The sequence below is a fragment of the Pseudoalteromonas luteoviolacea S2607 genome (genome assembly GCF_001625575.1).
Taxonomy (GTDB): Bacteria; Pseudomonadota; Gammaproteobacteria; order Enterobacterales; family Alteromonadaceae; genus Pseudoalteromonas; species Pseudoalteromonas luteoviolacea_E.
The window spans coordinates 207,637-230,350 of sequence record NZ_AUXV01000073.1; the positions used below are offsets into that span (position 1 = coordinate 207,637).

Consider the following 22,714-nt stretch of genomic DNA (forward strand, 5'->3'; position numbering starts at 1 on the left):
GAGTTATGCGGCCTTTGCGCCGCGTAATCCTTGTTTTTCTATTTCAACTACATTAAGCACTTTTTGTACGTCAGACCAATGTAAAAGCTCAATTCGGCCTTGCTCATTTTCGACTAAGGCGGTGCAGTTTTCTATCCAGTCACCATCGTTGCAGTAGACAATGCCATCTGTCACGTTGATCCTTGGCTGGTGGATGTGCCCACAAATAATCCCATCCATACCTTGCTTTTTCGCTTCATGGACCGCGGCTTGCTCAAATGCCGCGATTGCTGCGCGGGCTTTATGTACGCGATTTTTTAGCCATGATGCCAAAGACCAGTAATGACCACCGTATAATTTGCGGACGCGATTCGTCCAACGGTTCAAAAACAATAGAAAGTCATACGCTTGATCGCCAATGATACTAATAAGCTTGTTGTATCTTGTCGCGGAGTCAAAGTCATCGCCATGAAGTAACAAAAACCGTTTGCCAGCAGATGTTGTATGCACAAAAGTGTGGTGAACTTCGACATTAAACAAAGTCATATCCACGTAGTTTCTGAATGTTTCGTCATGATTACCGGGAATATAGATAACACGTGTTCCGGACTCAGCTTTTTTTTGTATACACTCAAGTACTTGGTAATGACTTGGGTGCCAGTAGAATTGCCTTTTCAAAGACCATAAATCAACAATATCACCGACAAGGTATAAAGTATCACAGCGGGTACAGTTTAAAAAATCGAGTAAGAAGTCGGCTTTACAATCTTTATAGCCAAGGTGTACGTCTGAAATCCATATGCTGGGGTAATAGGTTTGCTCCATTGTGTGTACTCTCAAGCGTAATAATGTCTACGTTAAAGGCACTAGATGACAAATACTTATCAGTATTGAGACGCTATGATGACATTTTAACCAAGTGGGTGAGTAGGCATAAAAAAACGCGCCGTAGGCGCGCTTTTAAAAGACGCAAAGTCAAATCATTGGCTAAGCCATCAATTTAGTGATTTCAGCAACTGCTGAATCTATGTTTAACATGACTTTTTCACCCGTGCGGCGGTTTTTAAGCTCAACCTGATTGTTATCTAGGTTGCGCTCACCAATCACTAATGTGAATGGCACACCCACTAGTTCCATATCGTTAAACATCACACCAGGGCGCTCTTTACGGTCGTCAAATAATACTTCAAGACCTGCAGCTTTTAAGTCTGCATAGAACTTTTCAGCAATATCTGGAATACGGTGAGACTTATGCATGTTCATTGGTACGATAGCAATATCAAATGGTGCAAGTGCCTGAGGCCATTTAATACCAAATTTATCATGGTTTTGCTCAATAGCTGCTGCAACGATACGAGATACACCAATACCGTAACAACCCATTGTCATGACTTGGTTTTTACCGCTTTCGCCAAGCACACCTGCATTCATGGCTTCTGAGTACTTGCTACCAAGCTGGAAGATATGACCAACTTCAATACCACGTTTGATCTGAAGCGTACCTTGGCCACAAGGGCTAGGGTCGCCTTCTACCACGTTACGAATATCTGCAACGGTATAGTTATTTGCATCACGGTCCCAGTTAATACCGCTGTAATGTACGCCATCTTTATTCGCGCCTGCTACAAAGTCAGACATAACGGCAGCACTGCGGTCAACAATAACTGGCATATCAAGACCTACAGGACCCAGTGAACCAGGTTTCGCGCCAATTGCTGCAACGATGTCTTCTTCTTTAGCCATTTCAAGTGGCGCACCAACAAGCTCAAGCTTTTCAGCTTTTAGCTCGTTTAATTCATGGTCGCCTCGCACGATAAGTGCCACTAGGCCACGTTCACCGTCTTCACCCTCTGGTCCGTAAACGATAAGTGTTTTAACACCTTTATGTGCTTTAACACCGTGCTGCTGTGCAAGATCTGCAATAGACTTAGCATTTGGTGTGTCAAATGTGTTTAAGTCTTTGCTTGGTGCTGCGCGTTCAGTAGCTGGCGCAACGGCCTCTGCTTTTTCGATGTTAGCTGCGTAATCGCTTTCACTGCTGAACGCGATTGCATCTTCACCTGACTCAGCAAGTACATGGAACTCGTGTGATACACTGCCACCAATAGAGCCCGTGTCTGCGATAACTGGACGGTAATCTAAACCAAGACGCTCAAAGATATTACAGTATGCTTGATGCATGACTTGATAAGTTTTTTCAAGGCATGCGTCGTCTAGGTGGAACGAGTAAGCATCTTTCATAGTAAATTCACGCGCACGCATTACACCAAAGCGTGGACGCACCTCATCACGTACTTTGGTTTGTACTTGATAAAGTGTCAGAGGCAGCTGTTTGTAGCTGCTTACTTCTTTGCGTACAAAGTCAGTAATGACTTCTTCGTGTGTCGGACCAAGCGCAAACGGACGGTTGTGGCGATCGGTAATTCTAAGTAGTTCTGGGCCGAACTGTTCCCAACGGCCTGACTCTTCCCACAGATCTGCTGGCTGAATGACAGGCATCAACATTTCGATTGCGCCAGCTTTTTCCATTTCCTCGCGTACAATAGTTTCTACTTTACGAAGTACTTTTAAACCTGACGGCAACCAAGTGTATAAACCTGAAGCGAGTTTGCGGATCATACCCGCACGTAGCATTAGCTGGTGGCTTATCACCTCGGCATCAGAAGGCGTCTCTTTAAGAGTCGCTAAAATATATTGACTGGTACGCATGCTTGTTCCGTTCAATGTTGTGTGTTTTTAATTAGGCACGTAGTTTAACAGTGCCTAAGGTGCTAAAAAAGAGTTATTTTAAGCTGTATTGATATTTAATCTATTGCTTTGTCTGTTGTTTGCTGGTTTTCGAGCGCGACCTCAATAACGTGGTTGTGTTGATCCTCAACCTGCCAGCGAATATTGAATTCATATAAGCTCATACCGTAACTTTGAGTTTGCTGTTTTTTCTTTTTATAAGCAGGTCTTGGGTCTTGTTTTAAGACGTTGCTAATAAAGCTTTTTAACTCAGGATACTGCGATTGCTTTTCAATAAAGTGCGCAGCCTGCTCGCTAAACGAGACCGTCATTTCTGTTTCAGGTCGTGTGTCTGCGAAACCTGCTGAGGCGCCTTGTAAAGCATCAGAGTAGGGGAGGTAAGGTTTAATATCGACAATGGGGGTGCCATCTAACAAATCGATGCCAGATAGTAATAGCGCAAGCTGACCATTTTTGTACTCTACGCCTTCCAATTTGACTGCACTCATACCAATACCGTTTGGTCTAAAGGTTGCGCGTGTTGCGAAAACGCCTTTGCGTTCGTTGCCGCCCAACCTAGGTGGGCGCACAAGTGCTGAGTAACCTTTGTCTGCTGTTTCGTGAAATCTAAACAGTAGCCATAGATGCGTAAACTCTTCGATACCGCGTACAAACTCTTCTCGATTAAACTCATGACAAAAAACAAGTTTTGCAGTGGCCTCAGGGACTAATCTCGGTTGTCTTGGGATGGCAAACTTCTGTTTGTATGGGGATTCAATATGACCAATAGCTTGAACTTCAAATTGCACGGTAGTGGGCTCTAAAGATGAAAAACAACATTGTATCGCTTTGTTATGGGCGCAACAAATTTAAATAACATGGGTCGCTTTGTAATAGGCTGTAATGTACAAGTATGAAATTACACGCATAATTATCCCAAAAAATAAAACGGATAAAGCAATGTTTTTTGCGCGATTTGGGAATCAAATGTTGACGAGTGATGAAATGGAACTGATTGGAGAGCGTGCGCTTGGTTTCAAAAACAGCATTGCCAACTCAAAAAAGCAGCGAGCGTTAAAGTCTAATTTAAACAAATCAAATAATAGCAATGATGAAATTGCCCAATTTATGGAAATTGTTATTCGCGTGTGTAAAAAACATGTATGTAAAACAAGTCCGATCCGCAGTGCATTAATCCTCCAGTTACAAAAACAAAGAAACCCATTGATGCATACTTTTACAGGTGTACAAGAGGGCACGATTAGCCCGTGCAAATTAGACTCTTTTTTGCAAGAACAAACTAATTTGATCACCCAAAAGCTATTACCCGAGACTTTGGTTGTAGCCAGTGATTTAAGAGCGCTTGTAAGAACGGTATTATTCCAAATAGCCAGAGAAAGTATGTAAAAATAGGACTTAAACTCTGTTTAACCTCATAATTTGGTATTTAACTAAATAGGTGATGGGTCAATACCGCCAAATAACCGTTGTGATTCACGCATTAATGTTTGCCAGATACCCAGCCTATCGCTTTGACATATTCAGCTATTAATCACAGCGATTGATCCATAAAGTCTTATTGCGTATTGTGAATACTTAGCGAAAAAAATTAAGTTGCTAGATTATCTGATTTTGATAGTAACCTATCATTCACTACTTAAGGCTTAAGTGGGCTCCTAAGCCTTAAGTAGTGATATTAATTCAGAGAGTTAAAACTGAACATGGCTCTCTTAGCTTTTTGGATTAGTCACGACTACGGCCATTTTCGGTGGCTCAGGACCAACACCATCACTTCCGCCTACTACGTTATTTAACTCTTTAACTGATAATGATTTTAATTGTTTCTTTTTAACTTCCATTTCATTTCCTTTGTATTAATTTATATAAATTTAATTTGTGTAAATTGTTGTTTTGTGTTTAACAACAAAATTATCCTATAGCAAAATAATATTAATAAATTTATATCTTAGTTAGAGCGCAGTCATGAGTGTTGTTGGTTTTAAGTTTTTTATTCGCCTGAATTCTTATTAAACAGTAAAAGGTGTTTATTGGTACTTAGTGTTAAAGTTTGTTATTTGATATTTATATTTTTCATGTTGTTATATGTAATTTAATGTTGGTTTAGTCGCATCTTTAATATATTTAAAGTTTAAATTACTTGTCTTGAGTTTTTGAGGATGGGAACAGTAAGGAGATAAAAAACTCAATGGAAAAACCTAAGCATAACAAAGCAATCATCATTGGAGCTACATCAGGGATTGGACGCGCTTTAGCGATCCATATGGACAAGTGTGGTTATGAACTAGGGCTAACAGGCCGGCGGCAAGCGTTGTTGGTAAGCCTTCAAAACGAATTAACTCAGCCTAGCCACATTGCTCAAATGGATGTTTCCCAGTCGCATGATGCAGTATTTGAATTTGAATCGTTGCTTACAAAAATGCGAGGTGTCGATCTCGTCATCATTAATGCGGGTACGGGGACCACTGATGCAAGCTTTCCACTGCAAGGGGAGCTGCATACGGTAGCTGTCAATGTTGCGGGGTTTACAGCACTTGCCAATAGTGCATTTCATTTTTTTGCAAAACAAAACTCCGGTCATATAGTTGCAACCTCATCAATAATGGCGCTCAGAGGTGGCCCATGCGCTTCTTACAACGCGTCAAAGGCGTATATTGCCGCCTACATGGAGGGCTTATCTTGCAGAGCTGCGAAAGATGGCGCAAATATATCTTTCACAGAACTGAGACCTGGCTTTGTAGACACTGAAATGGCGAAAGGGGACGGGGTATTTTGGCTGGCAAGTGCAGAAAAAGCAGCGCAGCAAATTTTTGTGGCAATCAAAAAGAAAAAGCGAATCGCGTATATCACTAAACGTTGGTGGCTTATTTCGCTAATTTTAAAGTATGTGCCGTTTAAAGTGTATCTAAGGCTGATTGGGTGTAAGAAGCCAACTAAACGTTAATTCGATTGAGGTTGTGTGATCTAGCTTTGCAAACAGCGATTTTTACAACTTTGTGCTGAATCAAAGCGGTTTAACTTGTCAATCAGTTATAAATAGCTAAGATCTTCCGCCTGAATGAGTTATTAACCGCCTAAAGAGCGTGACATGCCAAAATCTAAAACGAGCCAGCTAATCTACATGGTTGTATTGAACCGATGGTTTTTGCTTTTTCCACTTATCCTTATTTGTTTACTCGTCACCAATATAACAGTTGAAGATCTGCGTTTTTTATTTGGTCATATGGATGAGCACGGATATCAAAATGTGATCGATAATGAGTCAACCATCACCATTTTATTGATTGGGTTTGGCGCGGTAATGGATGGCAGAAAAATTTTGTCGAAGCGCGCTTTTGATAGCAAGCAAGATACACGCTTAGTTGAACATAAACAGCTCAATGAAACATCTGAATACTATGGCTTTATGCTCATCGTAATAGGGATTTCCATTGAGATTGTAGATCAACTTGCCAACTATCTGCGCAATTTCCATCTTGAGCTATTGGTATTTGAAGCTTGGTTTAGCATCATTTTGAATGTTGTCGCTGTGGGTGTGATGCTAAAAGCAACATACAAAATCGCGGTGATGGAAAAGCATTGCCATCAGCTTTAAAGCTTGAGTTCAAATAAAGCTTGGGCGCGCCAAATAGGATCCAAGCGAGTGTTATCTAGGCTTATCAACCAAACAAAGTTGGCAAATTGCTCGGCTTTATATCCATAAATAGTGGCTCCTAAAAAGGTTTCGCTTAGTATTTTATGTAATTTTTCAAGGTGTGATTGAGAAGTGAGCACGGTGTTTAGCACTATCCATCCGGTGTTGTCCGCATGTTTTTTTAAATCTTGATAAAAATCTGGCTCAAACATTAAGGGAACGGGTTGCTCTGAGTCAAATACATCTACAAAAATCAAATCGAAAGGCTGCGAATCAAGATTGGACATGAATTGGCGAGCGTCCATGCAATGTATTGTGTGGTTTTGTTGTTGCGGGTTAAAATGTCGCTGGTATAACTCAATTACTGTGCTTTCATATTCGACGACTTCTATTTGAATTTTTGGGAAGTGGGTAGATAGATGCCTTAGTATGCCTCCCCCTCCTAGTCCAAGCTCCAAAGCGCGACTGACATGGTGCATGACGTTGAGTGGCAACACCATAAATAGCATATGTGGAAACATCAAAGCATCGGGGCGCTCTAGTGACATCGCCGTTTGTACGCATCCGTCAATACTAAGCCATCTTAAATCCTCATTTTCATACACTTCGAAAAGCCTATTTTCATCATTTACCTGTGCAAGGCACGTTAAATTGTTATTTTGTTCTGTTGCTTTTGACATACTAATTTCGGAACACTGAAAAGACAGGGTATATTCTAGTAGTTAATTTATTGTTTTGTAATAACTATGTGTTTTATGTAGTGATATGCTACTAGTGGTTAGTGTGTTCATTAAAACTAAAGTAGGTAACTGTGCTGTTGATCTTTTATGCAATAATCGTCACACTCGGTGTAATTGAGTGTGTGAAATAAGTAATGAAGTATCGTCTTTTAAAAAGTCTGTTGCCTTTGGTGATGTTAATTTCAAGTGCGTCTGTGCAAGCACAAATCATCCGCTTTATAGCAGAGGATCTTCCTCCGTATCATTTTATTAATGATGCGGGAAAGCCTGATGGTGGTTTGGTTGAGATTGCGAAAGCGTTGCAGGTGCAAAGTGGCTTAAAAGCTCAAATTGAGATTTTACCAATGGCCAGAGCACACCATGAGCTGCAGACGAAAAACAATGTGGTAATGCTAGCTTGGTTAAAAACCCCATCTAGAGAACGAGGGTATAAGTTCTTAGGATCTATGTGTCAGATCTCAGCCTCATTGATTGGACTAAAAGAGAATAAATTGAATCTGACAGATCTTAACCATGCAAAACAATATCGTATCAGTACAATTCGTGGGTATTATAGCGAAGAGTATTTACGCCAAGCAGGTTTTTCGGAAGATCATGATCTTGTGCTTGTCTCTCACTACGCCAGCCTTTGGCAACTCCTATACAAAGGGCGTACCGATCTTATCTTGACTAATACCCAAACGATTCAGCGAGAGTTGGATAAGCTTGGACTAGATCCGGATAGGCTTGAATATAAATTGACGCTACAGGACTTTCCATCGCAGCTGCATTTAGCTGCAAATCAAAGCTTTCCCGATGATATTGCAAGTAAAATTAGTACAGCACTTGAACAGTTGAAATCGTCAGGCCAATATCAAAAAATAATTCAGAAATGGCGCATGCCAAACTAGTTAAGCAACGAGTAGAAACTTATTTTTTTCTAATATTCAGCAGTACACAATTCCATTGACTACACTTTTTAATCAGAGCTAGGTGTTAGGAAACTTATAACGCAAGATGGAAATCGGTGACTTGCAGCTGCAAACCGTGATGGACGGTGTCAAAGACGGATTCATCATGACCAATGAAAGTGGCGAAATTATTAGCTTTAATCGCTCAGCCGCAAATATTTTTGGTTATTCAAAGCAAGAAGCCATAGGCGTCAACATCACATCTTTAATGTCGTCTGAATACCGACCGCTCTATTTTAAATATCTGCAAAGCCTTTCATCCTCAAATGAAGATACGCCAGCCTCAAGCCTAGAGGTTTTAGTTGTGCATAAAAGCGGTAGTGTTTTTCCTGTTGAGCTCTCGGTTAGTGCGCTTACTAGCAACAATGAAGTTGCATACCTTGGCACAGTTAGAGACATCACCGAGAGAAAAGAAGCAGACCAATCTATCAAGTCATACATTGAACACATTGAAACCATCATGGATACGGTGCTCGATGGCCTTATTACGATTGATATGAAAGGCGTGATCCACAGTTTTAACGCTGCGGCCGAGGCCATTTTTGGCTATCGAGCCAGTGAGGTGATAGGACGAAATGTAAAGATGTTGATGCCTGAACCCTATCAATCAGAACATGACTCGTATCTATCCAACTACCATAATACGGGCGTAAATAAAGTGATTGGGATCGGCCGGGAGATAACAGGTAGACGACACAATGGCTATTTATTCCCAATGGAGTTGGGCGTAAACAAAATGGTGGTGCAAGGCAAAACCATGTTTGTTGGCACCGTGCGTGATATATCAGAGCGTAAAGCGGCTGAAGCCGCAATTGATTCCTATATAAGAAAGTTGCAGGTCAGTAACTCGGAGTTAGATCAGTTTGCTTATATTGCATCCCATGATTTAAAAGAGCCGCTCAGAGGGCTTGCTAACAATGCTTTGTTTTTGGAAGAAGATCATGGAGATTCGATAGGGGAAGAGGGGGTCCGGAGAATTCAAAGGATCCGGTTTTTGTGTACGCGAATGGAAAAACTCGTAGATAGTTTACTCTACTATTCTAGGCTTGGGCGTCAGGATCTCGCCGTTGAAAATGTTGACTTGAATGCGCTTATCGATAACGTAATTGAACTTACACTGCCTGAAGAAACAGCACAGTGTGTGAACCTATCGATTCCTAAATCTTTACCCCATGTCACCTGCGATCAGCCTAAAGTCTCAGAATTGTTTCGCAACCTCATTTCGAATGCTGTCAAATACAATAAGTCTGCCACAAAAGAAATTGAAATCGGGGTTAAGTCTTGTATCGAGCCCATAAATAATACCTTAGAAACTCGTGTTTTTTACGTGAAAGATAACGGTCAGGGCATAGACAGCCGCTTTTTTGAGGACATCTTTAGAATATTTAAACGCTTGAATGAAGAGGATGACTCTGTGCGTGGCACGGGGGTTGGCCTCACTTTTGTGAAAAAAATTATTGAACGCCATAATGGGCAGATTTGGGTTGAATCGGAACTCGGCCGAGGTAGCTGCTTTAACTTTACACTGAAGCTAGGAGACTAACAGATGGATAAAGACTTAGGTCTGCTCTTGTTGGTAGATGATAATCCGGACGACTTTGAAGCGATTTTACGGAGTTTAAGAAAAAGCCATTTCATGAATCCAATTCAGTGGTGTCAATCAGGTCAGGATGCAAAGGACTTCTTATACAAAATTGGCAAATATAAAACACATGAGCATTTAAAAAGGCCGGTATTGGCGCTCGTTGATTTGAATATGCCTGGGATAGATGGCAGACAATTGGTACGAGAATTAAAAGCAGATCCCAAAATGTGCTCCATTCCGATAGTGGTATTAACCACGTCCAGCGACCCGCAAGATGTAGAATCTTGTTATGCGCTTGGTGCTTCTGCATATATCCAAAAACCGGTTGAATTTGATGACTTAGCGATTGCGTTTAAAAAGCTGAAAGACTTTTGGTTTGATGTAGCGTTATTACCTACAACAGATGGATACGACTAGTGGTGAAATCTAACATATTATTTATCTCTGATAGCGTTGAATGTATTGAGCTGTTTATACACGCTATGAAAGACTGCGGTGACAAGCAAAAGCTATATTTATCGTCATCTATGGCCGACGGCCTGAAAAAGGCTGAACACATCAGTGCAGATTTTGTATTCATAAATAATACGCTGTTTAAAGCTGAGGCCATCGAAGCGCTTTTAACCATTACATCAAATATTTATATTGCCTTTGGTACGGAAAAATACAGGCCTGATAGACAAGCTTGTGGTGAGCTCTCGACAATTGATTTAAACCGCCCAGATGCGCACGATGTTTTGGCCAAAAATTTGAACACAGTATGCTCGCAAGCTGCGGACATTGATGGTGGTCAACACTCACTATTTGATGCTGAGTTTTTAGACCTGGTGATAGAAAGTGTCCCCAACTACCTATTTGTTAAAGATACGCAATTTAGAATTGTACGAGCGAATCAAACATTTTTGTCGTTATACCCAGAGCCATATAGAGATAAAGTGATTGGTTCAACTACGATTGAGGACTATGACCCCGATGAAGCCAAAGAATTTTTAGAAAAAGACAGAGAAGCATTCGCTTGCGGTTATAGCGAGACTGTTGAGAGAATTCAATTTCCAAACGGTGATTCACGGATATTATTTACGCAAAAAAAGAAATTCACGGATGAACATGCTCAGGATTACATTCTGGGTATTGCAACAGATGTGACTGAACGAGAGGATCTTATCAAAAAGCTAACTAAGTCTAATCAAGACTTGGAGCGGTTTGCTTATAGCGCTTCACATGATTTAAAGTCGCCGCTCAATGCCATCAAGAACCTAGTTAGCTGGATAGAGGAAGACTATTTTGATGCCTTTCCTGAGGGGGCCAAGGAAAACTTTAACTTAATAAAAAATCGCAGTATTCGCATGGCGACATTGCTAGATGACTTGTTGGCATATTCCAGGGTCCAAAAATGTCTTGAGGATGAAGAATGGGGCTATTTGGATGTGGTCGTAGATTCAGTTTTATCTGTGATTGAGCAGTCAGATAAATTTACGATTAAAATTGTTGGGCCTAGATTAAAACTACCGCGTGTAGCGTTTCAAATCGTAGCTATGAATTTAATTGGCAATGCTATTAAACATCACCATAAAGGCCATGGTGAGATAACCATCTGGATTGAAGCGAACCAAAAGGGCCATCAAATCTCATTTATTGATGACGGGCCGGGCATTCCTATTACATACAGCAAGAAAATATTTGAAATGTTTCAAACATTGCAATCAAGAGATGTGATAGAAGGCAGTGGAATGGGCTTGGCACTCGCTAAAAAAGTGCTGGAATATTACGAAGGGTCTATCGAACTCAATACAACACATCAAAACGGCGCAAGATTTGATGTATTTTGGCCTGCTAGCAACAGAAAAACCTAAGGGTTGGACTTTATTGGGTACGACCATGCTAGGAGACTGCTAGGCTGTTTCAGGTAACTGCGTGTGAGTTTACCTCTGTAAAAACACATTTTGTTGTAATTTTCATAGCCTTAGAACTGGATCATTTGTTGCTATTTAGTGCAAACTAACCACTCGATGCAATTACAGAGATAGTAATGATCCAGCTAAATCAGGTGACATTTTCTAGGACTGACGGCTCAACCCAAAGGCGTATTATCGATGACTTATCTATTACTATCGATGATGGGCAGCAAGTCGCACTCGTAGGAGACAGCGGCTCCGGCAAAACAACGTTGCTCAATTTATTAGCTGGCTTACTGGTGCCTACCCAAGGTGAAATTACAGTAAACGACAAGCGGATTTCTCACTTTAATGACAACCAGCTTGCTCTTTATCGCCGAACAATTGGCGTGATATTTCAGCACTATCAACTGCTTGAAGCCCTGACAGTGGCTGACAATATAAGTTTTCAAGCTAGGTTAAACGGCTTTAAGGTTGAACGGGCCCAATTAAATTCTTTGGCTTCACGGCTCGGCATCAATGACAAATTAGACGTTTTACCCAGCCAGCTAAGTGGTGGTGAGCAACAGCGGGTTGGTATAGCAAGAGCAATTATAAATCAGCCTAAAGTTATTCTAGCGGACGAGCCTACAGGTAATCTGGATAGTGAACGCAGCCAAGAAGTGGTGGATTTACTCCAAACGTTGTGTAGTGAAAGTAACATAAATCTTGTGATGGTAACTCACAGTCAAAGGCTGGCTAAACAATTTCAGACGCAACTTCGCCTGAAAAATGGAAAGCTGTATGACTGAACTGCGACTTATTTTTTATTCTTATGGTCAGTTCTATCTGCGGCACAAAGGGTTACTGTTGCTATTCATGATAGGTTTTAGTTTAGGCAGTGCGCTTATCAGTGCAATTTATGGACTAAATTTAGAAGCCTCAAAACGTTACAGCAATAGCAGCGCGTTACTTGAAAACCCCGTTACTCATTTTATTAAGCCGCAATTGGGTGAAGAGCGAATCGCCCACGAGCTCTGGCAACTCCTTTCTCGACAACCAAACTTAAACTTGGAGCCAGTTCTTGAAGGGCGCGTTCAGCTTGAAGATCGGCGTTGGTTAAGTATTCGAGGCGTTGATTTACTTAAGTGGGTAAAGTTCGGTAATGGCAGGTCAGATCAGTTAAATCAAAGCCAACCCAGTAGGGGGCGTTTATTTGATACGCTGTTTTTAGATCCAAAGGTGATTGCGCGATTGGGAGAAAAAGCAGCGCAACAAGTGGTGAAAATTAATGGCACTGAATATCAAGTTAGCCCGATGGCAGGGTTGGGACATCAAGCGCTTATGGATATCAGCTTAGCGGACAAGCTATTACGTGCAAACGGTGAGCTGAGCTTTGTAGAAGTCATTGAATTAGATGATGTAAACGCAAAATCCCTGACTGCTATGTTAGCGCAAAAGGCACGTTTGGAGAGTGCCAACGACCAAGCGTTTGATACGCTGTCAGGGCCGTTTTTCTTCAATCTTCAAGCGTTAGCATTTTTAGGTTACATCGTAGGTGCCTTTTTAAGCTTTAATGCGATTAAGTTGGCGGTTGTTGCGCGAAAAAAGCTACAGCAGCAGTTGTATGTGCTTGGCTGCCAACAACGCAGACTCACGCAAGCGGTTGTGATCGAATTATTATGCTTGGGCTTTATTTCTGCTTACTTAGGGACACTACTAGGCGTGTCTCTTGCTAACCTTTTAGTCACTGATGTTGGGCGAGTTTTACGTAGTTTTTATCAGCTAGATAGAGGCCTAGTCGTTGGTTTTGATTATTCTATGGTGCTGCTCGGTTTTGCTTTAAATACGCTGGTTCTGGTGTGTTTTTTAGTTTCGCAAAAAACGATAGCACCAAAATTCCAAAAAAGAGCGCTTGGCGGCCTGCTTGGAGTAAGCATCGCTGGCGCAATAGCGCTGTGGCTCAATGCTGATAATAAATTTACGGCATTGATGTTATGTGCTTGTGTATTGGTTGTCTTTTTTATTATTACGCCAAGCATACTTAAAGGGGTTTTCAGTTACCTGTGGCCTACTCGGTCTCCATTGCTTTTATGGATGAAAGAAGACAGCAAAAATCAGATTAATGAGCTGCTTAGTGCCGTCTTGGCAACACTTATGGCAATGGGCGCCGCCATTGGCATGCAGGTGATGGTTAACAGCTTTAGTACTGCGTTGGACAGTCACTTACAAAAGCGCCTCAGTGCAGACTTATATATTCGACCATCTGTCGCATCAGAACGCATGGAAAATGAGCTGACAAGATCTGACAAATTTGAAAAAGTAGGTGTATATTGGCAGGCACAAACAGAGCTTATGCAAAACGCTGAGCGTTTACCTGTCAAGCTGGTGAGCTTTGGTCAAAGTGCAAAATACCACAGTCACATTACTTTGCTTGGCCAACTGCCTGTCAGTGCCGTGCACATTGGGCCTGAGACAAGCGGGAAGTTGGCGCGTTGTATGGTTAACGAACCTGGGTGGCGAATTTATGGTATCGAGGTTGGTGACATCATTGAGTTACAACAAGGTGCTAAATCAATGAGTTGTCAAGTAAGCAGTATTTATTATGACTACGGGGAGCAAAGCGCCACACTTTTAGTCACAACCTCGCAGATAGAAAATGCAAAGTTTGCTTATGAGGCGTTCGGTTATTCTTTAACCTTGAAACAACACCAAGACATCGATGCTGTAGCACAACAGCTCAAAGACACTTATGGCCTTGAAACGAGTCAGGTTAGTGTCAATAAAACTTTCAAAGCGTTCGCAAAACAATTGTTTGAAAATACTTTTAAAGTAACGCATGCGCTTAACTTATTCATTATGATGATCGCGCTGTTTGGTATTTGGGTCAGCTTCTTAACTTTGGGTCGTCAGCAATTGCAGCCTATGGCCGTATTACAAACGCTTGGTGTAACAAGAACTCAGTTGTTTTGGAGTAAGATGCTACAAGCGTGTGTGATTTTAGCGGTCACCACATTACTCGCAATACCACTGGGCATTCTGCTTGGCTGGGTATTACTGACTTATGTGATGCCAATTGCATTTGGTTGGAGTATGGCACTCGTTTTAAGCTGGCCAGATATTTTAGGTTTTTGTTTGGTGGTACTTTTTCTGGCTTTGATAGCCAGTGCTTTACCACTCATTAAATTAATCCGACGCAATGTTGCTGATAGTGTTGCAAGCTTGTAGAAGCCAAGAGGTTATATGTTTCGTCACGCAATTTACCTAATTATGATTTGCACTTTGCTGACAGGATGCAGTGAACAAAAACCAGCTACTGCGTCACAGTTTTCTTTTTCTCAGCATATTGGTGAAGCCGTTCAACCCGGCACCAAATTAGTGTTTCCCGAAGATCATGGTATCCACCCTGAGCAAGGGCTTGAATGGTGGTACATAACTGCCAACCTTGAAAGTGAGTCGAAGCAACAATTTGGTGTTCAGTGGACACTATTTCGGGTGAGTACACCGCATCTTTCCGGTGACAACAACAGTGTGTGGTGGGATGGGCAGTTTTACTTTGCACACTTTGCACTGCAAACTGAAGACAGGCATGAGGCATTTGAAAAGTCAGGGCGGTCGGGATCTGTCATGGTTAACGCGTCTCCGTTTATCGCTCAAATACAAGATTGGCATTTATCGAGTGAGGGTGAAATGTACTTACCACTTAACCTGCAAGCCAGTGCATCTGGTTATGGTGTCAATCTGACGCTCGACAATAGCCCTCGGGTGCTTCACGGTGACAATGGTTACAGCCAGAAAACCCACGATGGTCATGCTTCAATGTATTACAGCTACCCGTTTCTTGAAGCCTCCGGCCGAGTTGAGTTTGCAGGGCAGAACTTTAAAGTGACGGGCCGGGCTTGGCTCGATCGCGAGTGGTCTTCTGCGTTTATAGATCCGAATCAAGCGGGGTGGGACTGGTTTAGTTTACAAGCAACAGATACCGATGAAGGCGGACTAATGGCTTTTTGTATTCGTGGCGCAGATCAAAGTTATGAATATTGTAGTGCAACAGCCATTAATGCTCAGGGCGACAGTATCGCTTATAGCAGTGACCAAGTGTCACTTGAAGTGCTTCAATCGCACAAACTAGACGGCAAGGTTTATCCGCAAAAGTGGCGTTTGCAAGTGGCTGGGCTTGCACCGATTGATATTCAAAGCATTAACCCAGACTCACGCAACAAACTCAGTATTCCTTATTGGGAAGGAAGAGTGAAAAGCAGCGGTGGGTTTAATGCAACAGGGTATGGTGAATTGGTGGGGTATTAAATGAGACCAAAAAGCGCATAGCGTGTTTCTAAAACAGAAAAGTCTCATAAAATAGCGATTTCTGCTCGCGCATGTTGTATTTAAGCATTATTATGCGCGACAAAGAAACTTATATAGGCAGTAAAGTATGTCTTGTCCTCCTTGCCCTAAATGTAGCTCTGAATACGTGTATCAAGATCAAAATCAATTGATCTGCCCTGAGTGTGCCTACGAATGGGATCCGTCAGCAGTAGAAGAAGACGACACGCCACAAGTAAAAGATGCAAATGGCACTTTGTTAGTCGATGGTGATAAAGTCACCGTAGTAAAAGACTTGAAAATTAAAGGTAGTTCACAAGTAATTAAAATTGGTACAAAAGCACTTGTACGACGCGTTCTAGACAAAAAAGACCATGAACTAGACTGCAAAGTAGATGGTGTTGGTGAAATGATGGTTACTGCAAAGTTTGTTAAAAAAGCATAAGCAGATTAATCATTTAGAAGAGTGAACTCGCTCGCTTCACTCTTTCTATATTTTCTTGAGGTTTGCCTTAATTTCAGAAAATGACAAGGGTTTTGAAAAGTAATACCCCTGTAGACAAGCAACATTAGCCTGCTTACAAAGAGTTGCATGGGCTTCATATTCAACGCCTTCTGCAACCGTTTCGATAGACAAACTACGAAGCATATCTACCAAACCGACCAACATCAATTTGGCTTTCTCATCTTGTAATGTTCTTTCTATCAAGCTTTTGTCAAACTTTACGATGTCGATAGGGTAATTTAAAAGGTGGGATATTGAAGAAAAGCCAGTGCCAAAATCATCAAGTGCAATTTTACAGCCTTTAGATTTAATGGATTTGAGGGTATCCATTGTCGACTCGCTGTTTTCAAGCAATGCCGTTTCTGTTACTTCAATGGTGACTTTTGTTAGGTCTATATTGTAGTGTTTAGCTTGCTGTTGTAAAAAAGTGGGCAAGTTTAAGTCATGGATTTGTAGCGGCGATAAGTTAATGGCCAATTCGACTTGATTGTAGATCTTGCTATGGCATAGATCTGCATATTGGCTGAGCGCTTTTTGAATAATAAGCCGACCAAAAGCCTCAATGAGTCTTGTCTTCTCGGATGTATGGATATATTCAGCAGGGCTGGCTCCTGAGGCTTTTACAGGCAGTCTGACAAGTGCTTCGAGAGATTTTACTGCGTCATTTTTACTGTAGAGGATAGGTTGATAGTACACCTCAAAATTCTGGGTTTTTATGGCCTCTCTAAGTTCACTTTCAATTTGAAATAACTTAAAAAACTCTTGCTCTAGCAGCTCATCGTAAAAGCAAACTTGATTTTTTCCGCCATTTTTTGCTTTGTACATGGCTATGTCAGCTTGCTTGAGCAGATCTTCAGTCGTTGTTTTTGATGCACTGAGTGTAATACCAATACTCGCTGTACTGTGGATCTCATGTTTGGAGAAAACAAAGGGCTCTTCAAAACTTGATAGTACTCGCTCAGCAATCGACAGTGCAGCATCAGCATCCCGCACGCCCGAAAACATAAAAGCGAACTCGTCACCACCAAGACGGGCAAATAATGGGCTTTCACGAAATGAATACCGCACTCTATTGGCAAGCTCCTGTAAAACAGCATCTCCAGCAGAATGTCCAAGACTGTCATTGATCATCTTAAAGCCATCGATATCAAGCAGCATCACGACGACATAACCTTCTAAACTGCGCATGTTTACTAACAATGAATTTAAGGCGGTTTCAAAATAACTACGATTGAATAAACCAGTGAGAGGGTCTCGCTCTGCCAGTTGTTTGACTTGCTGATAGCTTTTGGAGAGTTTGTTTTCGAGTTCAATTCTTTTTTGTGACTGTTTGATACATCTCAGGAGCTGAGTGGAAGTCACTTCATCTTTGAGCAATAAATCCTGTGCACCCGCATTAATGCAATTGACCAGTAACTCTTCATCTCTATTGTTTGTGAGCATAATGATGGCGGAACATTCACACATTTTTTGTGACTTCAGCTCGACCAGTACTTGCAGACCATTTTGTCTAGGCATCTGATAATCTAACAAAATGACGTCATATTGGGCTGCTTGAATTGCGCTTAAACCATCTTCAGCACAGTTGACTTCCTTGAGGTCAAACTTTTGCAAAGAGCAATTTAGTGCTTCTTTGACGAGTTCACGGTCTATTTTCTGATCGTCAACCAGTAAAATATTCATTGCTGTTGCTCCTTATTCCTAAAATACGCCCAAACCATGCGGGCGAATACAGCAATCTGATACGAAAAGACTAGTTCAAGCTAGTGCAATGAGCTAGCCAATTGGGCAATTTGTTACTAACTTTGTATGAGCGTGCTCGTGTTTATATTGCTAACTAAGGATAATTAGTTGATAAATAATATTGGAATCTCATCACAGCGCCTGAAAATAGCCGTGGCGGTGGTTTTATCTGGTGTGCTAATCAGTGTTATGGTTTCTGTCCGTATCTGGTCGCTTTCAATTGAACAACATAACTCATTAATAAAACGCACTTCGATTGCTAAATCAGAGCTTATTGAGCACCATTTTGCTAGCTCCATGCCCGCAATCATCAACGCCCTTGAAAGAATGAGAAATCGTTGGATAGCACGCCAAGGCCCGCCCTTTTCAGAGTGGCAGTTAGATGCGCAAGACTATGTCAATGACCATGCGGGGTTAAGGGCTGTTGAATGGGTGAACAAGGACTATATCGTTAAATGGGTTGTACCACTCGAAGGCAATGAGTCCGCGGTTGATTTGAACCTGACTTTTGAAGCTAATCGTAAACAGGCATTAGACTTGGCGAGAGATTTAAAAACCTACACCTTATCTAAACCCGTACAGCTAGTACAAGGCGGGAAGGGGTTTTTAGCCTATTTTCCAATTTTTGTTGGAAGTGAATTTGAAGGATTCATTCTTGGCGTATTTGATGTTTCTTTGCTGGTAGACAGCCTACTACCGCACAAGTTTATTGAAGACCACAATATTGAAATTCTTTCGGGCAACGAGGTGATGTACAGCAAAAAAGAAGCTGAACTCACTTATGATGACAAAACGGGGCACACCCACTCATTTTCGCTATATGATGTGAAATGGGACATTGCCGTATGGCCCAGAAAAATAAAAGAGGGAAGTGAAAACTCTAACATCCACTACATTGCGCTGTTTAATGGCGTGCTTATTTCTCTGTTGGCGGGTATTGCATTATTTTACCTACTTAAGTCGCTCATTTCAGAGTCCATCATTAGTGCTAAGGATGCAGAGCACAAGGCAACACTTGAAAATGCCATTGACGGCATTATCACCCTAGACAGCAAAGGGGTGATTCGTGGTGTAAACACTACCGCTGAGCAAATTTTTGACCGTCAGAGAGGAAAGTTGATTGGTCAAAAGTTGAGCGCCTTATTTGCAGAGCCATTTAGAAGTGATTATGAACAATGTGTATGGCGAAAAGAGCAATTGGAGGAGGGCTGTGTCGAGATTGGCAAAGTACAAAGGGTTGCAGGCATGCTCAAAAATGGTCATGTGTTTCCATTGGATTTGGGGATCACAACCTTTGAAATACACAAAGAGCAGCTTTTTTGCTGCGTTGTGAAGGACGTGTCCGTCGCTGTGAAGCTCGCTGAGGAAAAAGAGAAGTTAATTCAGCAACTGTCAAAATCAAATGAAGAGTTAGATAACTTTGCCTACATTGCGTCGCATGATTTAAAAGAACCACTGCGTGCAATTCAAAACCATGCGTGCTTTTTAAAAGAGGATTATGAGTCGATACTTGGTAGTGATGGTGTATACAAGTTAGATAGATTGGTTTATCTGGGCGCAAAAATGGAGCGCTTAATATCTGATTTAATGTACTACTCGAGGCTTGGCAGAGAAGAGCCCGATATGGCTAGGTTTAACATGGTGTCTGCTATAAAAAGTACCCAAAGTCGACTGTCAGAATCATTAGAAGAACACGGCGCGGATGTAACAATTTCAAGTGAATTTCCGACAGTTTACGGAAATCGAACTAGAATTGAAGAGCTGTTATACAATTTAATTGTCAATGGCTATAAATATAACCTATCGGATAAAAAAGTTATCAACATACGTTTTGATGAAAATCTCAAAGCGTATTGTGTAGAAGATAATGGCATTGGGATTGATTCACAGTTTGGAAATGATGTTTTTAAAATATTCAAACGATTGAATAGTCCTAAAAAATTTGGGGAAGGCTCTGGGGCTGGGTTGACCATCGCACAGAAAATAGTTGAACGGCATGGTGGCCGGATATGGTATGAGTCAGAGCTAGGAAGTGGAACGCGCTTTTACTTTACGTTAAAGGACGATAATCAGAACAATGAAGGACAGTAAACTTATTCTAATCGTTGAAGATAGCGATGATGATTTTTACGCCACATTACGCGCTTTTAAAAGAGACGGCAATTTATCAAATCCGCTACAACGTTGCGAAGATGGCCAAGAGGCTTTGGATTATTTAAAAACACCGTGGTCTGATGAACATTTGAAACCCGCAATTATATTGCTGGACCTCAATTTACCGGGGTTAGATGGCAGGCATGTGTTAAAAAAAATAAAGCAAGATAAGCGCCTGTGTAATATCCCCGTTGTGGTGTTAACAACTTCAAACGATGAAAAAGACATCGAAGAGTGTTATGAGCTGGGTGCAAATACCTATATCCAAAAGCCTGTAAAACTCGACTCCTTATTCGAGGCAATTCAAAAGCTAAAAGACTACTGGTTTCAAATTGCAATTCTGCCTAAAGGTGACTAGCTATGGAAGCCAATACACTTTTATTAATTGATGACTGTGAAGATGATCGGTATTTAATAAAGCGCTTGATAAGGGAGCACAGCCCGAAATGGAGCATTCAAGAGGCTGAGACAGGAGAGTATGGGCTGAAAATTTTGCATGAAGTAAAGATTGACGCGATTTTGTTAGATTACTCTTTGCCTGGCTCGGATGGGTTGTACACCTTACCTCAAATTAAGCAATCTCATCCCTTTATTCCCGTTGTTATGTTAACTGGGCAGGGCAACGAAAAAGTGGCCGTTGAGTCTATTAAAAAAGGAGCCTCAGATTACATCAGTAAAGGCGGGTTAACGCATTATGCTTTGATCAAGGCGGTGAATAATGCGATAGAGTCCACGCAATTGCAGCAGAGAATCGAAGAGCAGAATAAAGAGCTAACACAGTTTGCGCATGTGTTAGCGCATGACTTAAAACAACCGGCTAATGCCATAGTTAAAATGGGGCAGTTGATAACGAACAAATTTGCGCAAGACATGCCCACAGAAGCATTACGCCAGTTAAACCTACTTACTGAGTCATCTTTACAGATGTATCAGTTAATCGATGCGTTGGTTTCATATACTCAGATGGACTTACACGCTGAGCATTTGATTGAAAGCACCAACGTGACCAATTGCGTTGAACTTGCGCTTGCTAATCTTGCGACAGAGGTAAGTAACAGCAACGCAGAAATTAAATTTAACGTGCTCCCAGTGATTAATGCGATCCCCTGCTTTATCGTTCAGCTATTTCAAATTCTTATTGAAAATTCACTTAAGTACTGCGAGAAGCAACCAGAATTAACCATTAATCATCAAAGTGATGAGACGCATTGGTATTTTTCTATTCAAGACAATGGCATAGGTATTCCTACAGAGTACCGTGAAAAGGCCTTTGATCCTTTGTTTAGGTTGCATAGTTCAGATACCTATCAAGGTAGTGGGTTGGGGCTTGCGACCGCCAAAAGAATCATCAATAAACACAGTGGAACTATCTATTTTTCTGATTGTGAAAATGAGGGAAGTAAACTCAATTTTACCATTAAAAAAAACCTGTAGTGCAGTGAGGTGTGGTAATGAGTCTCAAACAGATATTGAGAGGGTAAAATGAAGTCAGTGGTTTATTTTATATACGTATGTGCACTTTTTAGTTACTCACTGGCAAATGCAGAGAGTAAGAAAGTGCTTATAGTTGAAACACTGCCAGTGCCTATCGTTACCACACATACACAGTACATCTCTGCAGAGTTGAGCCGCCTAAATATGGATATTGAAATAGAGATATTCAACGGGGATGGTCAGAGCGAAAGAATAGCCAACCATATATCAAAAAAGCTCACTTGTAATTGTGTCGATCTTGTAATCACCAATGGAACTTTGGCATCTAAGATGGGCAAGCGTGTTCTTAAAGGAAAGCGTATCCCTATGGTTTTTGTGACGGTAGCTGACCCACACGGTGCAGGTTTGGTCCCTGATAAAAACAGTCCTGACTTAAACTTTATTACTGGGACAATTTACTCTGTAAAAAGAGGCACTAAATTCGAAATCGCAAATCAGTTATTGAAAGGCAAACAGACAGACATTGGTATTGTTGCAACAACGTACCCATCGGCTTTGACGGACATCGCCAAGCTGGAGTCTATCTCCAATAAATATAAAAATATTAACCTTGTAAAAAGGCTTGTTGACTATAGAGACGGCAATGATAAAGACCTGACGGATACGTATCTGCAAGCAAATGAAGCCGTCGCTTCTATTCAGCCTGAGGTAGATTTTTACTGGTCGGTGAATGGGCCATTTAGTGAAAAACAAAGCTTTGTGCCTGAAACTTCAAAGGTTAAACCCGTATTGTATGGCGCTAACGTTAACTCAGTAATGCAAGGCGCACTTTTCACTGTGATCCCTGATGTGCAAAGCACTGCGGAGCAAGTTGCACAAATTGTGAGTTCCATATTTTCGGGCGTGAGCCCACACCGCATTGCAGTAAAGCCGGCGCCACGTAGCACAGTTGCATTTAATGTGAAGACAGCGACACAGCTTGGCATTGTCATACCTTATGATTTGCTAAGCATTGCTGGCGATAATATTTTTCAATGAGCTGGAT

At 41.4% G+C, this 22,714-nt stretch carries 21 protein-coding genes; 15 read left to right on the forward strand and 6 right to left on the reverse strand.

The window, feature by feature from the left end; translation table 11 throughout:
- Window positions 1-3: 3 nt before the first annotated feature.
- From N480_RS24360 to tsaA, 3 genes are all read right to left on the reverse strand, one after another.
- Window positions 4-804 (reverse strand): UDP-2,3-diacylglucosamine diphosphatase, encoded by an 801-nt coding sequence (locus N480_RS24360; RefSeq protein ID WP_063375032.1) that lies wholly within the window; start codon window positions 802-804, stop codon window positions 4-6.
- 162 nt (window positions 805-966) lie between these two features.
- The gene (locus N480_RS24365; RefSeq protein ID WP_063375033.1) at window positions 967-2,688 is read right to left on the reverse strand and encodes a proline--tRNA ligase; all 1,722 of its coding nucleotides are present in this window, start codon (window positions 2,686-2,688) and stop codon (window positions 967-969) included.
- Between the two features lie 95 nt (window positions 2,689-2,783).
- Window positions 2,784-3,515, reverse strand: coding sequence for a tRNA (N6-threonylcarbamoyladenosine(37)-N6)-methyltransferase TrmO (gene tsaA / locus N480_RS24370; RefSeq protein WP_063375034.1), 732 nt, complete (start codon window positions 3,513-3,515; stop codon window positions 2,784-2,786).
- Window positions 3,516-3,693: 178 nt separating this feature from the next.
- Between tsaA and N480_RS24375 the strand changes: the two genes are divergently transcribed.
- Window positions 3,694-4,113, forward strand: coding sequence for a hypothetical protein (locus N480_RS24375; RefSeq protein ID WP_155732960.1), 420 nt, complete (start codon window positions 3,694-3,696; stop codon window positions 4,111-4,113).
- Between the two features lie 323 nt (window positions 4,114-4,436).
- Here N480_RS24375 and N480_RS25560 read toward each other — a convergent pair whose 3' ends face one another.
- Window positions 4,437-4,565 (reverse strand): bacteriocin, encoded by a 129-nt coding sequence (locus N480_RS25560; RefSeq protein WP_155732961.1) that lies wholly within the window; start codon window positions 4,563-4,565, stop codon window positions 4,437-4,439.
- Between the two features lie 347 nt (window positions 4,566-4,912).
- On the opposite strand from N480_RS25560, the gene N480_RS24380 reads away from it, so the two are divergent.
- Both N480_RS24380 and N480_RS24385 read left to right on the forward strand, forming a co-directional pair.
- Window positions 4,913-5,668, forward strand: coding sequence for an SDR family NAD(P)-dependent oxidoreductase (locus N480_RS24380; protein WP_063375036.1), 756 nt, complete (start codon window positions 4,913-4,915; stop codon window positions 5,666-5,668).
- A gap of 144 nt (window positions 5,669-5,812) precedes the next feature.
- Window positions 5,813-6,319 (forward strand): hypothetical protein, encoded by a 507-nt coding sequence (locus N480_RS24385; protein WP_063375037.1) that lies wholly within the window; start codon window positions 5,813-5,815, stop codon window positions 6,317-6,319.
- Here N480_RS24385 and N480_RS24390 read toward each other — a convergent pair.
- Window positions 6,316-7,038 carry a spermidine synthase gene (locus tag N480_RS24390; protein ID WP_063375038.1) on the reverse strand — a complete coding sequence of 241 codons (723 nt, stop codon included), beginning with the start codon at window positions 7,036-7,038 and terminating at the stop codon, window positions 6,316-6,318. The two genes, N480_RS24385 and N480_RS24390, sit on opposite strands and share 4 nt — an antisense overlap.
- Window positions 7,039-7,232: 194 nt before the next feature.
- Between N480_RS24390 and N480_RS24395 the strand changes: the two genes are divergently transcribed.
- The 8 genes from N480_RS24395 to N480_RS24430 all read left to right on the forward strand — a co-directional run bounded on the left by N480_RS24395 (window position 7,233) and on the right by N480_RS24430 (window position 16,278).
- Window positions 7,233-7,988 carry a substrate-binding periplasmic protein gene (locus N480_RS24395; protein WP_231102316.1) on the forward strand — a complete coding sequence of 252 codons (756 nt, stop codon included), beginning with the start codon at window positions 7,233-7,235 and terminating at the stop codon, window positions 7,986-7,988.
- Between the two features lie 106 nt (window positions 7,989-8,094).
- Entirely contained in the window at window positions 8,095-9,591 is a 1,497-nt protein-coding gene (locus N480_RS24400) for a PAS domain-containing sensor histidine kinase (protein ID WP_063375039.1), read from the forward strand.
- Window positions 9,592-9,594: 3 nt separating this feature from the next.
- A complete protein-coding gene (locus N480_RS24405) occupies window positions 9,595-10,050 on the forward strand; it encodes a response regulator (protein WP_063375040.1) in 456 nt (151 codons plus the stop codon).
- The gene (locus N480_RS24410; RefSeq protein ID WP_155732962.1) at window positions 10,050-11,486 is read left to right on the forward strand and encodes a sensor histidine kinase; all 1,437 of its coding nucleotides are present in this window, start codon (window positions 10,050-10,052) and stop codon (window positions 11,484-11,486) included. The genes N480_RS24405 and N480_RS24410 overlap by 1 nt, the downstream gene beginning before the upstream one ends.
- A gap of 176 nt (window positions 11,487-11,662) precedes the next feature.
- On the forward strand, window positions 11,663-12,319 hold the full coding sequence (locus N480_RS24415; RefSeq protein ID WP_063375041.1) for an ABC transporter ATP-binding protein: 657 nt from the start codon (window positions 11,663-11,665) through the stop codon (window positions 12,317-12,319).
- Window positions 12,312-14,735: an ABC transporter permease gene (locus N480_RS24420; RefSeq protein WP_063375042.1), complete on the forward strand. Its 2,424-nt coding sequence runs from the start codon at window positions 12,312-12,314 to the stop codon at window positions 14,733-14,735. The genes N480_RS24415 and N480_RS24420 overlap by 8 nt, the downstream gene beginning before the upstream one ends.
- Window positions 14,736-14,750: 15 nt before the next feature.
- Window positions 14,751-15,815, forward strand: a complete 1,065-nt coding sequence (locus tag N480_RS24425; protein WP_063375043.1) for a lipocalin-like domain-containing protein — start codon at window positions 14,751-14,753, stop codon at window positions 15,813-15,815.
- 127 nt (window positions 15,816-15,942) lie between these two features.
- Window positions 15,943-16,278 carry a zinc ribbon domain-containing protein YjdM gene (locus tag N480_RS24430; protein WP_063375044.1) on the forward strand — a complete coding sequence of 112 codons (336 nt, stop codon included), beginning with the start codon at window positions 15,943-15,945 and terminating at the stop codon, window positions 16,276-16,278.
- Window positions 16,279-16,323: 45 nt separating this feature from the next.
- Here N480_RS24430 and N480_RS24435 read toward each other — a convergent pair whose 3' ends face one another.
- Window positions 16,324-18,021, reverse strand: coding sequence for a GGDEF domain-containing response regulator (locus N480_RS24435; RefSeq protein ID WP_063375045.1), 1,698 nt, complete (start codon window positions 18,019-18,021; stop codon window positions 16,324-16,326).
- Between the two features lie 168 nt (window positions 18,022-18,189).
- On the opposite strand from N480_RS24435, the gene N480_RS24440 reads away from it, so the two are divergent.
- The 4 genes from N480_RS24440 to N480_RS24455 are packed head-to-tail and all read left to right on the forward strand — an operon-like array spanning window position 18,190 to window position 22,707.
- On the forward strand, window positions 18,190-20,172 hold the full coding sequence (locus N480_RS24440) for an ATP-binding protein (protein ID WP_063375046.1): 1,983 nt from the start codon (window positions 18,190-18,192) through the stop codon (window positions 20,170-20,172).
- A complete protein-coding gene (locus N480_RS24445; RefSeq protein WP_063375047.1) occupies window positions 20,159-20,593 on the forward strand; it encodes a response regulator in 435 nt (144 codons plus the stop codon). The genes N480_RS24440 and N480_RS24445 overlap by 14 nt, the downstream gene beginning before the upstream one ends.
- A gap of 2 nt (window positions 20,594-20,595) precedes the next feature.
- Entirely contained in the window at window positions 20,596-21,669 is a 1,074-nt protein-coding gene (locus N480_RS24450; RefSeq protein WP_063375048.1) for a sensor histidine kinase, read from the forward strand.
- Between the two features lie 48 nt (window positions 21,670-21,717).
- The gene (locus N480_RS24455; protein ID WP_063375049.1) at window positions 21,718-22,707 is read left to right on the forward strand and encodes an ABC transporter substrate-binding protein; all 990 of its coding nucleotides are present in this window, start codon (window positions 21,718-21,720) and stop codon (window positions 22,705-22,707) included.
- Window positions 22,708-22,714 lie beyond the last annotated feature (7 nt).

Excerpts from the sequence above, each read along its gene's own strand:
- N480_RS24360 (WP_063375032.1), bottom strand. The coding sequence starts at position 804 with ATGGAGCAAACCTATTACCCCAGCATATGGATTTCAGACGTACACCTT.
- N480_RS24365 (WP_063375033.1), bottom strand. The coding sequence starts at position 2,688 with ATGCGTACCAGTCAATATATTTTAGCGACTCTTAAAGAGACGCCTTCT.
- N480_RS24375 (WP_155732960.1), top strand. The coding sequence starts at position 3,694 with ATGTTGACGAGTGATGAAATGGAACTGATTGGAGAGCGTGCGCTTGGT.
- N480_RS25560 (WP_155732961.1), bottom strand. The coding sequence starts at position 4,565 with ATGGAAGTTAAAAAGAAACAATTAAAATCATTATCAGTTAAAGAGTTA.
- N480_RS24380 (WP_063375036.1), top strand. The coding sequence starts at position 4,913 with ATGGAAAAACCTAAGCATAACAAAGCAATCATCATTGGAGCTACATCA.
- N480_RS24385 (WP_063375037.1), top strand. The coding sequence starts at position 5,813 with ATGCCAAAATCTAAAACGAGCCAGCTAATCTACATGGTTGTATTGAAC.
- N480_RS24390 (WP_063375038.1), bottom strand. The coding sequence starts at position 7,038 with ATGTCAAAAGCAACAGAACAAAATAACAATTTAACGTGCCTTGCACAG.
- N480_RS24395 (WP_231102316.1), top strand. The coding sequence starts at position 7,233 with ATGAAGTATCGTCTTTTAAAAAGTCTGTTGCCTTTGGTGATGTTAATT.
- N480_RS24400 (WP_063375039.1), top strand. The coding sequence starts at position 8,095 with ATGGAAATCGGTGACTTGCAGCTGCAAACCGTGATGGACGGTGTCAAA.
- N480_RS24405 (WP_063375040.1), top strand. The coding sequence starts at position 9,595 with ATGGATAAAGACTTAGGTCTGCTCTTGTTGGTAGATGATAATCCGGAC.
- N480_RS24415 (WP_063375041.1), top strand. The coding sequence starts at position 11,663 with ATGATCCAGCTAAATCAGGTGACATTTTCTAGGACTGACGGCTCAACC.
- N480_RS24420 (WP_063375042.1), top strand. The coding sequence starts at position 12,312 with ATGACTGAACTGCGACTTATTTTTTATTCTTATGGTCAGTTCTATCTG.
- N480_RS24425 (WP_063375043.1), top strand. The coding sequence starts at position 14,751 with ATGTTTCGTCACGCAATTTACCTAATTATGATTTGCACTTTGCTGACA.
- N480_RS24430 (WP_063375044.1), top strand. The coding sequence starts at position 15,943 with ATGTCTTGTCCTCCTTGCCCTAAATGTAGCTCTGAATACGTGTATCAA.
- N480_RS24435 (WP_063375045.1), bottom strand. The coding sequence starts at position 18,021 with ATGAATATTTTACTGGTTGACGATCAGAAAATAGACCGTGAACTCGTC.
- N480_RS24445 (WP_063375047.1), top strand. The coding sequence starts at position 20,159 with ATGAAGGACAGTAAACTTATTCTAATCGTTGAAGATAGCGATGATGAT.
- N480_RS24450 (WP_063375048.1), top strand. The coding sequence starts at position 20,596 with ATGGAAGCCAATACACTTTTATTAATTGATGACTGTGAAGATGATCGG.
- N480_RS24455 (WP_063375049.1), top strand. The coding sequence starts at position 21,718 with ATGAAGTCAGTGGTTTATTTTATATACGTATGTGCACTTTTTAGTTAC.